General features: G+C 57.7%; 18 protein-coding genes and 1 pseudogene. 11 read left to right on the top strand and 8 right to left on the bottom strand.

Translation table 11 applies throughout. The features are described from left to right. A partial coding sequence (locus tag ABD059_RS06830; RefSeq protein ID WP_343878614.1) for a hypothetical protein occupies positions 1 to 402 on the top strand: 402 nt, incomplete at its 5' end. Between the two features lie 264 nt (positions 403 to 666). On the opposite strand, the gene ABD059_RS06825 is transcribed toward ABD059_RS06830, so the two are convergent. Both ABD059_RS06825 and ABD059_RS06820 read right to left on the bottom strand, forming a co-directional pair. After that, positions 667 to 1383 (bottom strand): hypothetical protein, encoded by a 717-nt coding sequence (locus ABD059_RS06825; RefSeq protein ID WP_343878613.1) that lies wholly within the window; start codon positions 1381 to 1383, stop codon positions 667 to 669. Between the two features lie 286 nt (positions 1384 to 1669). Continuing rightward, positions 1670 to 2185, bottom strand: coding sequence for a hypothetical protein (locus ABD059_RS06820; protein ID WP_343878612.1), 516 nt, complete (start codon positions 2183 to 2185; stop codon positions 1670 to 1672). Positions 2186 to 2306: 121 nt separating this feature from the next. Between ABD059_RS06820 and ABD059_RS06815 the strand changes: the two genes are divergently transcribed. Continuing rightward, complete coding sequence (locus ABD059_RS06815) at positions 2307 to 2468, top strand: hypothetical protein (RefSeq protein WP_343878628.1); 162 nt, start codon at positions 2307 to 2309, stop codon at positions 2466 to 2468. Between the two features lie 6 nt (positions 2469 to 2474). Here the strand turns inward: ABD059_RS06815 and ABD059_RS06810 are convergent, their stop codons facing one another. Next, a complete protein-coding gene (locus ABD059_RS06810) occupies positions 2475 to 2822 on the bottom strand; it encodes an SOS response-associated peptidase family protein (RefSeq protein WP_343878611.1) in 348 nt (115 codons plus the stop codon). On the opposite strand from ABD059_RS06810, the gene ABD059_RS06805 reads away from it, so the two are divergent. Next, entirely contained in the window at positions 2742 to 3152 is a 411-nt protein-coding gene (locus ABD059_RS06805; RefSeq protein ID WP_343878627.1) for a hypothetical protein, read from the top strand. The genes ABD059_RS06810 and ABD059_RS06805 overlap by 81 nt on opposite strands. Positions 3153 to 3251: 99 nt before the next feature. On the opposite strand, the gene ABD059_RS06800 is transcribed toward ABD059_RS06805, so the two are convergent. Further along, on the bottom strand, positions 3252 to 3518 hold the full coding sequence (locus ABD059_RS06800; protein WP_343878610.1) for an SOS response-associated peptidase family protein: 267 nt from the start codon (positions 3516 to 3518) through the stop codon (positions 3252 to 3254). 96 nt (positions 3519 to 3614) lie between these two features. Between ABD059_RS06800 and ABD059_RS06795 the strand changes: the two genes are divergently transcribed. The 4 genes from ABD059_RS06795 (at position 3615) to ABD059_RS06780 (ending at position 7070) form a co-directional block, all read left to right on the top strand. Continuing rightward, positions 3615 to 3938, top strand: a complete 324-nt coding sequence (locus tag ABD059_RS06795; RefSeq protein ID WP_343878609.1) for a DUF6504 family protein — start codon at positions 3615 to 3617, stop codon at positions 3936 to 3938. Between the two features lie 371 nt (positions 3939 to 4309). Continuing rightward, a complete protein-coding gene (locus ABD059_RS06790; protein WP_343878608.1) occupies positions 4310 to 5383 on the top strand; it encodes a tyrosine-type recombinase/integrase in 1074 nt (357 codons plus the stop codon). A 7-nt stretch (positions 5384 to 5390) separates the two neighbouring features. Further along, on the top strand, positions 5391 to 5735 hold the full coding sequence (locus tag ABD059_RS06785; RefSeq protein WP_343878607.1) for a helix-turn-helix domain-containing protein: 345 nt from the start codon (positions 5391 to 5393) through the stop codon (positions 5733 to 5735). Positions 5736 to 6521: 786 nt separating this feature from the next. Further along, positions 6522 to 7070 (top strand): hypothetical protein, encoded by a 549-nt coding sequence (locus ABD059_RS06780; RefSeq protein ID WP_343878606.1) that lies wholly within the window; start codon positions 6522 to 6524, stop codon positions 7068 to 7070. 151 nt (positions 7071 to 7221) lie between these two features. Here ABD059_RS06780 and ABD059_RS06775 read toward each other — a convergent pair whose 3' ends face one another. Together ABD059_RS06775 and ABD059_RS06770 are read right to left on the bottom strand one after the other, a co-directional pair. Continuing rightward, the gene (locus ABD059_RS06775; protein ID WP_343878605.1) at positions 7222 to 7491 is read right to left on the bottom strand and encodes a hypothetical protein; all 270 of its coding nucleotides are present in this window, start codon (positions 7489 to 7491) and stop codon (positions 7222 to 7224) included. Positions 7492 to 7562: 71 nt separating this feature from the next. Beyond that, positions 7563 to 8531 (bottom strand): DUF2599 domain-containing protein, encoded by a 969-nt coding sequence (locus ABD059_RS06770; protein ID WP_343878604.1) that lies wholly within the window; start codon positions 8529 to 8531, stop codon positions 7563 to 7565. A 315-nt stretch (positions 8532 to 8846) separates the two neighbouring features. Between ABD059_RS06770 and ABD059_RS06765 the strand changes: the two genes are divergently transcribed. Beyond that, positions 8847 to 9128, top strand: a complete 282-nt coding sequence (locus tag ABD059_RS06765; RefSeq protein ID WP_343878603.1) for a hypothetical protein — start codon at positions 8847 to 8849, stop codon at positions 9126 to 9128. Positions 9129 to 9641: 513 nt separating this feature from the next. Further along, entirely contained in the window at positions 9642 to 10301 is a 660-nt protein-coding gene (locus ABD059_RS06760) for a hypothetical protein (RefSeq protein WP_343878602.1), read from the top strand. A 38-nt stretch (positions 10302 to 10339) separates the two neighbouring features. Here the strand turns inward: ABD059_RS06760 and ABD059_RS06755 are convergent, their stop codons facing one another. After that, on the bottom strand, positions 10340 to 10774 hold the full coding sequence (locus ABD059_RS06755; protein ID WP_343878601.1) for a hypothetical protein: 435 nt from the start codon (positions 10772 to 10774) through the stop codon (positions 10340 to 10342). Between the two features lie 208 nt (positions 10775 to 10982). Between ABD059_RS06755 and ABD059_RS06750 the strand changes: the two genes are divergently transcribed. Further along, entirely contained in the window at positions 10983 to 11321 is a 339-nt protein-coding gene (locus ABD059_RS06750) for a histone-like nucleoid-structuring protein Lsr2 (RefSeq protein ID WP_343878600.1), read from the top strand. 3 nt (positions 11322 to 11324) lie between these two features. Here ABD059_RS06750 and ABD059_RS06745 read toward each other — a convergent pair whose 3' ends face one another. Further along, complete coding sequence (locus tag ABD059_RS06745; protein WP_343878599.1) at positions 11325 to 11495, bottom strand: hypothetical protein; 171 nt, start codon at positions 11493 to 11495, stop codon at positions 11325 to 11327. 241 nt (positions 11496 to 11736) lie between these two features. Between ABD059_RS06745 and ABD059_RS06740 the strand changes: the two are divergent. Then, positions 11737 to 12882, top strand: a pseudogene (locus ABD059_RS06740) (IS3 family transposase). The last annotated feature ends 662 nt before the right edge of the window (positions 12883 to 13544 follow it).

Here is a 13544-nt window from a genome sequence, read left to right as displayed (position 1 = left end):
GTCCTGGGACGTCAGGACGCCCAGTTGCGTGCCACAAGCTGGCAATCTAATTGCGGTGCCCGACCAGCCTTGACCAAGGGAAGTACATGGGCGGAGATAGCTCTGTCGCGCGACACCTCGACCTCGGAGAGTACGACCCTGAATCTGCGGATCTCTGAGGTGGACTGTACGGGTGCTAGGGACCCTGCCCCCTTCCTGGCGACCGAACCCGTCGTTGTTGAGACCGAGGACGAGGTCACGGTCTACTGGACGTCCCAACAGATCCAGGGTGGCGCCGACTGTCCCGGTAACCCGTGGGTCGAGCGCACCCTGCAGCTAGATCAAGCTCTAGGAGATCGCACGTTGATGGACGGCTCCACGTGGCCGCCTGCTCCAGTCACCTTAAAAACCGCGAGCGACTAATACCTCGACCTTGCCGGCGATGAGAAGCACCACACGCAGACCGGGTTGGTCGGCGCAGGTTGACCAACTGAGACTGCTCCAGCCCATGGAAACAACTGTCAGGACCCTGGGCAGGGAGGGCACTCCCGCCGTCACGCTGATCGGTTGACGTACTCCTCAGAGCAGAAACGCCGATAACGGCCCACTATGTCCTCTGGAACGCCCCGTGAGGCAATAACTCGCGTCACAACGGGAAAACCAATGGTGTGGACGTGCATTTCGGATTTAGGTATTGGTCAGGCCGGGTCGGTCGGCCAAGGTAGAGCCGATACGTTCCGTGGAAGCAAACCAGGACAGCAGCAGCGGGTCAATAGCCCCGATGACCGTGCGCATGTTTACGAGTTGCGCTTGAACGTTGCTATTGATCAGCGGTTCCAGATGGGCAACACGGTTCCTGAGCCGATAGACACCCTCAACTGCTCGTTCTAGCTGGCGCGGCGACCTGGTGAGGTGGGGGAAGGCTTCGTGGAGGGCACCGTCCCAGAGGCGTTGCTTACCGGCGTCGCTGCGGCCGGGAAGAATGAACCGCCAAGTACCTAGAGACATTGCGGCGAGGACATCTTCGTGGCGTGGCTCTCGTTGTCCTTCCGGGCGTCGCCGCGTTGATTTCAAGGCGCGGCGTTTGGCCTCTGGAATGTCTCGACCAGCGATACGGATCAATAGAGAAGACGGGTCCAGGAGCCAATCGGACGAATGGAGACGGCCGTGGCTAGGATCCGGTTGGGATCCGTTCCACTGACACAGCTTTTCATCCATGGCATTACGCAGAAGTACCTCGAACACATGAAGGGCTTCATAGACCGCTCCCGATAGATCGATATTCCACCGGTAGAGCCTTACAGCTCCCTGCAGGTTGCCAGCCTCCTGAACATACGGGCTAAGCCGTTCCGGGGTGATCCGCTGCAGCAAGACCCGCTCGATCGGTTGTTGCACAGTACCCATAGGAGTAAACTGTAAATGAAGACAGGGGCAGGTTCCCTGTTATGGATTACTAAGGGTCCCGCGGCCAAGTGCTGCGGGGCCCTTAGCCTTTAACCAACACCGCCCGGCTGCTTCCTTGGGGCACCTACCAGCTTGCACAAACGTAGGTATGCAACAGGCTCAAACGGGCACGCAAAACGACACAGTCACCCTCGGCGTGTCCCCCACTCCCCCGTCTCACCTAGTGGTGTCACTCAAACCATCGTTACCGGCCCAAGCTAGGGTCGAGCTGGCGAACAGTTGAGAATCAATCCGCTGGCAGGTTGACGTAGGCCCAAAGGTCATCTGACACCTTGAAAAGACGTGCGCCGATCTCGTCAAGCTCGTCCTGTCCGTACTCGGTAGCTTCCCAGTAAGGTTGCGGCCCGGATGCTACGGACCCTCTTTTTCTCCGATGGAAAAAATGTGGTTTGTCCCCAATCCTTAATTCTCCCGTGCTCGCGTGAAGAATCTTGTTGCGTTCCTTCAACCCTGCCTGTGCTGCGATAAGCAAAGCCAGGAAGTCTGCTCTCTCCTGTTCGGGAACCGCGTCTGAATCGTTCACCAGTTTTTTTGCTAGCTGGATCATTGATCCAGCGCTCATGTTCGCGATCACGGCATAACCCACCTCGTGATCCTGCTGATTGATCAGAGAGACACACAGCTCCGCTAGGTTCTGCTCCACGGACGCGGCCCAACTTGCTATGCGGCCTACAGCCGCTTGCTCTTCAATCGTCGCGCCGGTGTAAAGGCGGTGGCCCTGTATTTCTGCTTCTTCTTCCATTCTTGTCAGCCTATGCCTCCCCCGTTGCGGTTGATGTTCCAAACCTGCATCACCAGGCGCTCACCGAAATAGAATTGTGGTGTGGCGGCGCGAGGCTGTCAGCACGGCGGATGGTGAGGGTTTGAAAGTGGAGCTGACGGGAACTGTGCGCGGCGGCGGCGAGACTGAGACAAGCCGCATTACGGCCAGTGGTGCTACCTACGATGAGGCCCGCGAGGCGCTGGAGGCGTTGATTCCGGAAGGGTCGGCGCTGATTGCGATACGTACCGATCTGGAGGGGTAGGGCCGGCTACTGTGCTGGTTCGATGAGCTGTGGCCCGTTGTTGCGCACTGAGCCGACTTCTTTGCCGACGACTCGGGGCACCAGATGAGGCTCTGGCATGGAGTTGACTAGCTCCCGGACCTGGTTCTTGTCCGTGGTCGCTGGATCCAGCCAATCGGCTTGTAGGTCTTTGGGGATGATCAGCGGTGAGCGTTCGTGGATATGCCCTAGCGCGTCGGTGGCCGAAGCGTCGATCAGGTTCCCTTCGAGTCCGTTCCTGCATACTGTGGCGGTATGGGGAAAAAATGGCTTATTGCTGTCCTGGTGGGAGTACCACTGCTCTTTGTAGCAGGCATCATCTATTGGTTTATGCACCCTCAACTCACTCTCACGCTCGAGGACTTGATGGAGGCCGAGTACTCCGGGAAAGATGTGACTACCGAGGTCATAGAGATCACTGATTCGGTGTGCGGTTCCGAAGTCAGCTGCCTTGAGGCATACAGCACAGCTGAAGCAAATTACTACCGTTTCCGAACGCATGCAGCCGCGACAGAGTACGAGGCGACCCTTGCCGACGGTTTCAGCGTGAACTACTTCGTCATGGACTTCGCCGGTAAGGATGCTTCTGTGAACGACCAGCTTTTCGCCATGCACCAGCTGGCGGGTACGTGGAACGACTACGAGGGTGACTTCCCGGTCCGTTGACCAGCTCAATTGTCTGTGCACCTATTGACATTCAATCGATTGAAAATCGATATTGGTACCCGCGCGACACCGTCCCCCAGAAGAAAACAGACAGCGCGCTCACTTGCCGGCGCTAGTGCAGAGAATCCTGGCCCCAGCTTTGGGGTCTTTGGACCAGACCGGAACCAGCCCCCAACGGGCAGCCTCTAGGCGGCGCTCCAGTACCCCGTCAGCGTCCGGGCGTTCGGTGATGAACCGAATGTCCTGCATCGGCGCGACGTTCCACGACGGCTGCATATCTGCGCTCTGATCGGTGATGACCTCGAAGGTATCCAGCAGCGCTTGCTTGTTCCCGGCAATCACGAAGCGTCCGCACATACCGCTCATTCTGCCGCACCTCTAAGGGTTCTCATAAATCGAACATGTGTTCTACTTTTAAACCTGACGAGAGAACCGATAACAGGGTGAAGGGGCGGCGCGCACATGACAGCACAATCGACGGAAGCTAGGCCACGGACAGTCAACGAACCGGTGGACGTGAGGTTTCACAGCAGCGGCGCTCCCCTGGCAATGCGGTGGCGTGGCCGGATCTGGCAGGCAGTCGGGGAACCGGTGAGCTGGTCCAGCACCCGCAGCTGGTGGGAGCCAGGAAACACACCGGTGAACGGTCAGGGCAGTCCCATCACCAAGCGTGTGTGGCGGTTCCATGCCCAAACCGGGCCGGTCTCCCCCACCCTGGTATTCGATATCAGCTCAGATCCACATACTGACGGCTGGCAGCTACGCCGGATCGCTGGGGCTGAGTAACTGTCGGTGCTGAGCTCTAACGTGATGGTGCCGGTGCCCTAGAAAACTGGGGGGAGCGTCTAGGACACCGGCACGGTGAGCCGAGGACTCTCGCATCAACTCGACTCACTACAAAGTCTATTTTTCGTTTCTGAGAGTTAGCAGAGTGGCGGCAACGCCGTGGGCCAGAACAAGCGGTACAGAAACAACCATGCGGAAATGCATCGGATGCGAACTCTTTTGATCCTCAAGCGCGTCGAATGCTGCCATCCTTCCACTTCACCAAGGCTACCAGCTTGACTTAGGCTGCATTGGTCGCATCTAATGCATGATATGCGCATCAAGCGGGATGAATAGAGGTGGATGGGGGTCGCCCTTTCGGCGTTTCGGCAATGCACTTGGTGGAGGGTGTCGCCTTCATCAAAGAAGACACTTCGGTATTCGAGGCAATGCTGGATGGTTGGAGTGCTCAGCAGCTTGGCGGGCGTCGACTTCACGTTAAGACCGTTGCGGACCGGCTCTTGATGGTGCGTCGGTTCCAGACACACTCAGGTGTCTGGCCATGGGAGTGGACTGCCGCCGTGTTTGATGAGTGGATGACCGACCTGGTCTCGATTCGTAAGCTGACGGCTGCAACAATTCGTGGGTACCAGATCGCGATTCGGCAGTTCTGTGATTTCATCTGCTCACCGCATTACGGATGGGTCCAGCAGTGCCAAGAGCGCTTCGGAACCCACCCGGTGCAGATCTGCCATGACTGGAACACTCGCCCACATGTGCAGGAGTACGAGGGAGATCCGCGTCGACGACCACTGACCCGCCAGGAACTGCAACTCCTCTTCGACCGGGCGGACGAAGAAATTCAGCTGCGGCTCTCGGCCGGCCGTAAAGGAGCCGCCGCTGCGTACCGTGATGCCACCCTGCTGAAGGTTGTCTACGCGTGGGGTTTACGGGCCACGGAGGCCGTGCGGCTTGATGTGACCGACCTGTATCGCAACCCGAAAGTGAGCGCGTTCGGGGACTACGGCTTTATCCGGGTCCGATATGGGAAGGCCTCGAAAGGGTCCCCACCGAAACCACGAACAGTGACAACCGTCATGCCCTGGGCGGTCGAGGCACTGCTCGACTACGTTGAGAACGTCTTGCCGCTGATGCGTGCGGGTTCGAGTCCAGCGCTGTGGTTCTCGGAGCGTTCTGGCCGACTCAGTGCACGATCGCTAAGTGACCGCTTCGCGCTCTACCGGGATGAGCTCGGGCTGGATCCGGCGCTTACACCGCACTGTCTGCGGTACAGCTACGCGACGCATCTTATTGAGGACGGTCATGATCCGCTGTTCGTGCAGCGACAACTCGGTCATGCCTATCAATCGACAACGGGAATTTACACGCACGTCTCCGAAGACTTCGCGAACCGCATGCTGAATGAAGCTCTCACTAGAATCCCAACGTTCGCCGGCCTGAAATGAGGACAGCATGAGCAAGATCATCGGATACGAATGGCGCCTGCGAGAGCAACTTGCGGCAGCTGGCATGTTCAGCACCACAAAGCTCATCCCGCTCCTCGAGGAACGGGGCGTCCATTTGTCCCCGAGCCAGGTGTATCGGCTTGTCGCTGAGCGACCGGAGCGTTTGAACCTGCACGTACTGATGGCCCTGACCGACATTCTTGGCTGCAGCGCCGATGACCTGATCGTGAAGGTGGATCTCGGTCGCGCACAAAAGGATAAGGCGTCTGGCGAAGCGGGTAGCTCAGATTCCGCGTCTGCTGTGATTCGCTCACGTGCCCTGCGTCCTCGGCCCGCACGAGTAACTGAATAACCACTGATGCACGATGCCCCAAAATCATCCTCCACGACCTGCGGCCATCCTGGTCGAACCGTAGGAATACTGGCTCGAATCCGGTACTGCGAACGGTGCTGGAAAAACTCACCCGACACGCGGCGAGAATGCGCGCGCTGCGGTGAACTGGACCATGTGAACCGACCCGGTCACTGCAAACGGTGCAGAGCCGCAGACGCGATCAGCGAACTGTTCTCCGAGGTCGTACTCGCGAGTCGTCCCGAGCTGCTCCCCGTTCGTGAACACCTCATGACCGCTGACGGGCACTATGTGATGCAACTAATCAAGAGCAAGCGAACCTGGGAGATACTGGCGGCCGTTGTATCTCTTCCATGCCCCGCCCGACACGAAGATCTCGACCGTCTGGGAACGGCACGCGCCGTGAATCAAGTGCGCTCACTGCTAGTCGATTTGGGTGCTCTACCGAAACGGGATGAATATCTGCACCGGTTGCATACGTGGACCGCCGACCAGATCGCTACCCTCCCGAATTCAGCCGATCAACTTGCCCTTCGCCAGTTCGTTCGATGGTGCCAACAGCGACGGCCAAGGAAAGGGCCCACAACCAACACTCAGGCATCAAACGACAAGCGCGAACTCCGCCTTGTTCTCTCACTACTGAATCACCTCAACGCAGCACACCAGACAGCATCGACGGCAACCCAGGAACACCTGGACGATTGGGCAAGGAACGCGCCGCGCGATGCCTTCCGTGTTCGCGGCTTTATCCGGTGGTGTGGCAAGACCGGAACCAATCGGTCCCTGATGCCGCCCGACTACCCACGACTCTCCTTTCGGATCGGTGGCAGTATCGGATCTGAGAACGAAAACGCCTTACGTCGTGCCCTCGTGGACGAGAACCATGACCCACGCCTGGCGTTAGCCCTCCTTCTCAACGTCGTTTACGGCATCCGGGTGCATCGAATCGCCGCCTTAAAACTGACTGACCTTTCCGTCAGCGGCGGAGCTGCACGGATTCAACTTGGCTCGGTCGGACTGGACCTTCCACCGGTGGCAACATCATGGGTCGAAATCATCCTTTCCGGCAAAATAGACAAACGCCGCTTCGGCGGCGCCGCACACGACAACACATGGATCTTTCCCGGATACCAACACGGCAGCCACCAACTGGCATCAAGCCTTGCCGCACGGCTCAAGAATCTCGGCGCCAAACCCGCCGTCGCGCACCAGGCCTCCAGTGCCGCGATCATCACTCAAGTGCCGCCCGCAGTTACAGCGCGCATCCTCGGAATCAGCATCACCACGGCAGCCCACTGGCACAAACTCACCGGCGATGCTCCAGCCATGCGGTGAGCTTGACAGCCATCCGGGGAGGACGAAGTTGAATTATGGTTCCGCCCGCAGGACTCGACGCGTGTCTGTGGCGCGTCGACAGTCCGTAGATGCGACAAAGCCCTGCTCGGTCCTCTCCGCCAAGGGGGAAGGACCAAGCAGGGCTTTCTATTTATTGCCTACCTACTTCTTGCTCGCCATCCTTGACACTGCGTTCATTAGCTGACCGAATGACTATCAGGATGACTGTGATGATCGTGCCGACCACGCCGAGGGCGAAAAGCCCTGAAAGGGTAAACCATGGCCAAGCATCCCCCATCGTTCGTTCTGGCCCACTGCCGAACGTTGCAGTGATCTGCAAAAACGCAAGAAAAATCAAGGCCCCTGCGAAACCCAGAATTGCCAACCATCGGGTGGCCAAAATACTCTTCTGCATGCTCATTCCCCTCCTCGATCTGTCATCTCAATCTCGATCAGTCATCTCAATTTTAGAATCACAACCGCGCCATCGATTTAGGTCGGGTTACAACGCACGACCGGATTGAGTTGCCCGAAGGCGTTAGCCGGTGAGTATGGGCGCCAGGTCTCAAGGTTGTACTGGTTGGGCTCAAAGAAGTTCGCGTACACGTGGCAGTAGTACTGCTCGCGCATGCTTGGGCCCATCCGACCCTGCCGTGCTTGCGTCGGGAACATTGCGATCAGATCGTTCCATCCGGCGGCGGCGGGTTCGACACCCGCAAAGCGCCGTCCAGCCCCTGTTGGTGTGATGTTCAAAATGAAGCCTCGCGGGTCATAGCTCCAGTAGGCGCTAGCGATTAGCGCTTGTCCCAACCACGGGTCTGCAATCACCGGATACGCGAGGCCCTCTGCTTGAGTGTGTGCAACAGTCTGAGTGACGACGTTCCCCTCTACCAAATAGCTTGTAGCTATCTCCTTGCCATTCGCATCCTTCGCCCACGGCGGAGCAATGACGCCTTGCCGATCACCATTTTGATCGAGGATGAAAATTCCGCCGTCGTCAAGCTGTTGCAGCGATCCCCCGGCTGGAAGGGTCAGAACATACTGGTACTCCGTAGGCGCTTCCGGTGACTCGATGACGGTCGTGATCTGCACTGAACCGTCCAGCTTCACCACCGGTACAGTAGACGCGCCGTTCCCATGGTCGAAAATCACTGAGTCATCTGAAGTGATGGAAGCATCTTCTGTGGTCTCCGGAAATGGCAGCGCAACTTCTATCGGAGAAGTCGTCCCCGCCCCGATCACGACCGGCAAATCCGACGTGGTTGGCACTGTGGTGACATCCCCATCATCGGTGGAAAAAGCCACACCGTTTCCGACAGCGTCAAGGTTCGTGACTCTGTCGTGGAATACCTCTGGAGCTGCATCAAGAATTGCTTTGCCCTCCGCACTGCTGGCTAGCGACTCGGTCGCGTTCGTGCCGCTCACCGCTACCGCCGGAACGGTAGTGAAAGAAGCGGTCATCACGGTAGCTAAGCCAAGAAGGCAGGCGCGAGTAAGGAACTTACTTTGCATGTTTCCCCCATATAGAAATTGATTCGCCTTAGCGAGAGGCCCCCATCAGGCCTGCTAATCACGCTTCCACGGGGCCGCACAGGGCACAAGACGCGATCGAACGAAGTTTACCGACTTGTTATGAACAGACTGATGGAACTACGACGGACAAGAGTTACCCCGTCTTGCGTGTGCTCTCGACAGCCGACAAAGACCGTAGCTCTCAGAATCACTGAATTCGACGTAATCGAATATCGCATCCCACCGACATACTATGACCGGTTATTGGATGGGTGGATTGAGGAACTGGTGATGCGGGAGGAACCGGTGATGCTCACGGAGGCGGAACTGGATTTACCGTCGAATCCTGTTCATGAGTTCCCTGCACCGCGGCGGGTGCATATCTGGATTCGTTACCCGTCGAGCGCGTACCGGGTGAAGGGACACGCAACGGCGTGGACAAAGACAGCGGTCAAGGTGTCTTTCTTCGAGCCGGGCATCAAGACCCAGCGCCAGGGCTGGGTGTGGGTCGGCGCGGTCACTCCCGCTGCGCCGGATGAGTTGTAGGCGCTGCGGTTAGTGGCCGGTGTCGGCGGGTAGGTCACCACGGCGGATTGCCTCGTTCGTGCGCTGGTAGGCGTCGGTGATGTAGGCCTCCAGTTTGGTCCGCTCGATACGCCACTGCCCTCTGTTATCTCTAGTTCAATTCACGACGCGAGGATCCTGAGAATCGACTGGTCTCGATGTCGATTCTCAGTCCTCCCTCGCTTGTGTGAGAAACGATCGTTAGCGGGCGGACACAGTTCATAGCCTGGCATGGCCTCGGCTGCGAGGAAGTTTGCTCAGAAGATCCGGGAAAGATCACTCGCGAGACCCCTCCTGATTTATTGGCGAGGGTAACTAACTACTCCATGTAGTCAATATAAGCAACCAGTAGATTCCTGCAAAGTTATAGTATTGTTACCGCAATAAGATGAACATTGCAAAGCTATTGCGTTACACCTATTCAATCCAGATTGTCTGGAAATGTGACTAAGATAAATAAATTAGTCTCGAACTCTAAAACAAATGGGGTATAAAATGTCCACATCGCTGAAACAGAGAAAGACACTGAAGTCACACAGATCGGCACTTGCGATTGCGGCGGCACTGGTACTTGGCACAACAGTGATTGTGCCTAGCGCCAATGCAGCGCCAGCCCCCGTAGGAAGCTTGCTAGCCGAATCCTCCGCACCCCATGTAGTACCCGGCCCCTTGGAGGAATCGGATGAGGTCGTTCAAGAAGTGCAAAAGATCATCGATGATGCAGGCGGCGGCGGCATCCTTCAGACCTACGAGACCCAATACCGGCCAGTTTCAGAGGAACCTGCCGGAGAGTTCGCGGCACTCAATTTTCCAGATGGATGCCGCATAAGTGGTGTGATCTACTTTACGTTCCGGCTGGATAAGCCAAGCAGTGTGTACAACGAGGGAAATACTTTCTGCCCTGGAGCAACAAATATTCAGATGGATCTAGAAATCATCAAACAAGACCTAGTCTTTTTCACTCTGGAACCCGTTGCCTTCAACAGATCTCGTGCTGCCTTCGGCCCTGAGCTGCAGAGCGAAGCGGAGTACTCGTGCCCGACGGGAAATCTCAGCGGATTCAAGGGAGTCTCAGACGGAATTCTGACCCTAGGTGATACGGCATATGTGGCCTACGAGGAAACCCCGGATTTCGCGCGGTTCGATTGCGGGTAACGAACGCTATGGAATCGGTGATCACTCTCGTAGGGTGATCACCGATTCCTTTTGACTATCAGCAGCATCTCGTCCAAAGCTTCAGATAGAAAATCTCGATTGCTTGCGCCGATGTTTTGTTCCACATAGAGCGCAACGTCCCATTTGGTCTTAGCCGACAGCTGTATCTGCGCGACCCCATCAACAACTTCCCACCGAACCCCCGGGGCAACGGCGCAAAGCGCATCTCCTACATATCTCGCGACCTCGTCGCAGAGAGTCAAGCACTGATCCTTCGGAATCCCCGCAAGCATCGACTCAACAGTACGAACACCCTCCCGGCTGAGATCAAGCGACCCGCCGTGGTATTCACAGAGCCGGTCGTATTCGCCAAGGTGAGAGGTACCGTAACGCTCCCTCTTGACCTCGCCGATTGGACGATAAGGACCCGAATAACCAACAACCCCGATCCGCACCCTCTCTTCGTTACTCATTCGCTGAACTTAGCACGCCTCACAATTCCGTAACAGGACCGGGAACCGGTGAACACAACCAGAAAAACCATGCTCGGCGCGGTGGCACCCCCTTCGTTTTCATTACCTCAGCCCGCCTTTCAACTCAGTTCGACAGAAACTGTCCGCGTTGTACAGTCAGAGCTGAGAAATCTCCTGGTTGATGACTATTACTTTTGGGAGTAAACAAGTGGCACAACGTGTACAGGTTCAGTTAGTCGATGATTTGACTGGTCAGAAGGCTCAGGAGACCATTCGGTTCGGGATCGATGGCGCCAAGTACGAGATCGACTTGACTACCGAGAACGCCGCGCGACTGCGGGCCGCGCTCTCTGTATATGTGAACGGAGGCCGTAAGGCATCCAACAGCCGTCAGGGCCAGAGTGGACAGGCCGGGCTCTCCGCGACCCGAAACCGCGAAAAACTTCAGGAGATCCGCAAATGGGCGCAGGAGAACGGTCTGAATCCCAATGTGCGGGGCCGGGTCTCATACGCGATCCTAGATGCCTACACCAAGGCCCACGCGTAGCCTTCACTCGTAAAGCGGCGGGTTACCCATTAGGTAGTCGATCAATGCTCTGACCCAAGACTTCACCTCCGCGCGCAGCAGGTAGGCCAGCAGATCGAGAATAAACTGTATCCACGAGTTGCGGGGCGGTTTGCCAGGGTTCTTATTGTTCGTCTTATCGCTCACATCAATCATGTGTAAGGCAGTCCCCGGAAATCTCACCGACGGGCGACAGGGAGAACCAAAATGGAGCTGACGGGTACTCTGCGCGGCGACGGCGGCGGTGAGACTGAGACAAGCCGGATCGCTGCTAGCGGTGCTACCTACAATGAGGCCCGCGAGGCGCCAGAGGCGCTTGGTTGGGTCCCCGGGTAGGAGTCCGGTGACTATGTGAGTTTCGCATCCGATAATGGATGCAGGAGGAAATTCACAGATTATGGCACGTAGACATACCCCGGATCAGGTCATCGCCAAAGTGCGTCAGGGCCAGAAAATGCTCAACGACGGACGACCGATGATCGAGGTCATCAAAGAGTTACAGGTGACCGAGGCGACCTGGTATCGGTGGCTTCAGCAGTACGGGTCCGAGAAGAACGCCACCCAGGCCAAGGCCGTCAAGGACCTCGAGAAGGAGAACGCGACTGAAGAAGCTGTTAGCCGATCAGGTCCTGGCCAATGACATTTTGAATGAGGTGGCGCGGGGAAAATTCTGAGCCCCGAACCACGTCGCCGCGCCGTTCGTATGGCGCAGGAGAAGTTCGGGGCGTCCGAGAGGTTCGCCTGCAAGGTGTTGGGGCAGAACCGGTCAGCGCTGCGCAAAGGCCGACCCGTGGTCAGCTTTGAAGAGGCACAGTTGCGCTCTGATCTGCGCGCCGTTGCCGGCAAGTATCCGGCGTGGGGCTGGCGCAAGGCGCGCTGGCACCTGCTCGAGCAACCGCAGTGGGACGGCGTGGCGCTGAACAAGAAGCGTGTGCGCCGGCTGTGGCGGGCCGAAGGACTCACGTGCAAGCCCAAGGCGCGCAAGAAGCGCCGCACCGGTCCCGGCGCCGGCGAGCACAAGCGCCTGCGGGCCGAGTACCCGATGCACGTGGTGAGCTTCGACTTCCAATCCGACGTGACTTCCTGCGGTCGGCATATCCGGTTCTTCAACGTCATCGATGAATACACCCGCACCGCCCTGGCCATCATCGCGCGCCGGTCCTTCACCTCCAACGATGTGGTCGCGGCACTGGAGGACATCATCGCCGAAACCGGAGTTGTGCCCACCTATGTCCGATCGGACAATGGTCCGGAGTTCACCGCCGCCGCGCTGATCGACTGGTGCGCCACCGCCGGGGTGGAGACCGCGTTCATCGACCCGGGATCGCCCTGGCAGAACGGATTCGCCGAATCATTCAACGCCCAATTCAGAAGGGAACAACTGACCGGAGAAATCATGGACACGATGGCCGAGGCGAAATACTTGGCCGACGAATGGAAAGAGACCTACAATCGTGAACGGCCCCACGGATCCCTCGACGGACTGACGCCGTCAAGACACTGGGAACGCTGGAGTGCAGAACACCAATCAGCTATCGCATAGCCACTGGACTGCTAACGGGGGCCCAACCACGCTGATCCCGGAAGGGTCGGCGCTGATCGTGATTCGTACCGATCAGCAGGACTAGACGCGCTTTTCGCTGCGTCGATTGCTGACGGCGGCTAAGTGTCGGTGCCGGGGTTTATCGTGGCGGTGCCGACTGCCTGGAGAGCTGGGGGGGCGACTTCCTCGACAACCGGCACCATGAGGGCCGGGGATCTTCACCGGGCCTGTATTAAGCGTACTTAGCCAAGACGAATACGACTAGAGCGGGGGCAGTCCCGTAGGCACTTCGAAAGGATACCGCCGCTATTACGACAAACTGCTAGATAGGTGGATTGAAGATCTCGTGATGCGCGAGGAACCGATAATGCTCACTGAGGCCGAGCTAGATCTACCCTCTAATCCTGCCCATGACGGGGTCTGGCCTGCAGCGGAACAGTGGTTGGCGCTAAGTCTTCGTGATTGGCTTTAGGTTGGTGGCCCTGGTCCGCGTCGTCGCCTGAGTCCGGGGCCAGCTCCTCAACCGTCGCCACCGCGGTGGGCGACGGCTCTTGCGACCCCATCGTTCAACCCTAACTAGGTCTGAGCGGCCTAGGGATTTCGGACAGTGGGACCTCTTAAACTGAGGTTTCTACTGAAAGTGAGATTGGCAGTATGTCTGC

The organism is Arthrobacter flavus, assembly GCF_039526005.1.
Classification (GTDB): Bacteria; Actinomycetota; Actinomycetes; order Actinomycetales; family Micrococcaceae; genus Arthrobacter_D; species Arthrobacter_D flavus.
Note: the sequence above shows the minus strand (reverse complement) of the source record. Positions and strands in the feature narration are given on the sequence as shown.

Coding starts and splice junctions, on each gene's coding strand:
- ABD059_RS06795 (WP_343878609.1), top strand. CDS start 3,615: ATGACAGCACAATCGACGGAAGCTAGGCCACGGACAGTCAACGAACCG.
- ABD059_RS06775 (WP_343878605.1), bottom strand. CDS start 7,491: ATGAGCATGCAGAAGAGTATTTTGGCCACCCGATGGTTGGCAATTCTG.
- ABD059_RS06770 (WP_343878604.1), bottom strand. CDS start 8,531: ATGACCGCTTCTTTCACTACCGTTCCGGCGGTAGCGGTGAGCGGCACG.
- ABD059_RS06780 (WP_343878606.1), top strand. CDS start 6,522: ATGCCGCCCGACTACCCACGACTCTCCTTTCGGATCGGTGGCAGTATC.
- ABD059_RS06790 (WP_343878608.1), top strand. CDS start 4,310: ATGCACTTGGTGGAGGGTGTCGCCTTCATCAAAGAAGACACTTCGGTA.
- ABD059_RS06805 (WP_343878627.1), top strand. CDS start 2,742: ATGGGGAAAAAATGGCTTATTGCTGTCCTGGTGGGAGTACCACTGCTC.
- ABD059_RS06825 (WP_343878613.1), bottom strand. CDS start 1,383: ATGGGTACTGTGCAACAACCGATCGAGCGGGTCTTGCTGCAGCGGATC.
- ABD059_RS06800 (WP_343878610.1), bottom strand. CDS start 3,518: ATGAGCGGTATGTGCGGACGCTTCGTGATTGCCGGGAACAAGCAAGCG.
- ABD059_RS06760 (WP_343878602.1), top strand. CDS start 9,642: ATGTCCACATCGCTGAAACAGAGAAAGACACTGAAGTCACACAGATCG.
- ABD059_RS06755 (WP_343878601.1), bottom strand. CDS start 10,774: ATGAGTAACGAAGAGAGGGTGCGGATCGGGGTTGTTGGTTATTCGGGT.
- ABD059_RS06820 (WP_343878612.1), bottom strand. CDS start 2,185: ATGGAAGAAGAAGCAGAAATACAGGGCCACCGCCTTTACACCGGCGCG.
- ABD059_RS06785 (WP_343878607.1), top strand. CDS start 5,391: ATGAGCAAGATCATCGGATACGAATGGCGCCTGCGAGAGCAACTTGCG.
- ABD059_RS06745 (WP_343878599.1), bottom strand. CDS start 11,495: ATGATTGATGTGAGCGATAAGACGAACAATAAGAACCCTGGCAAACCG.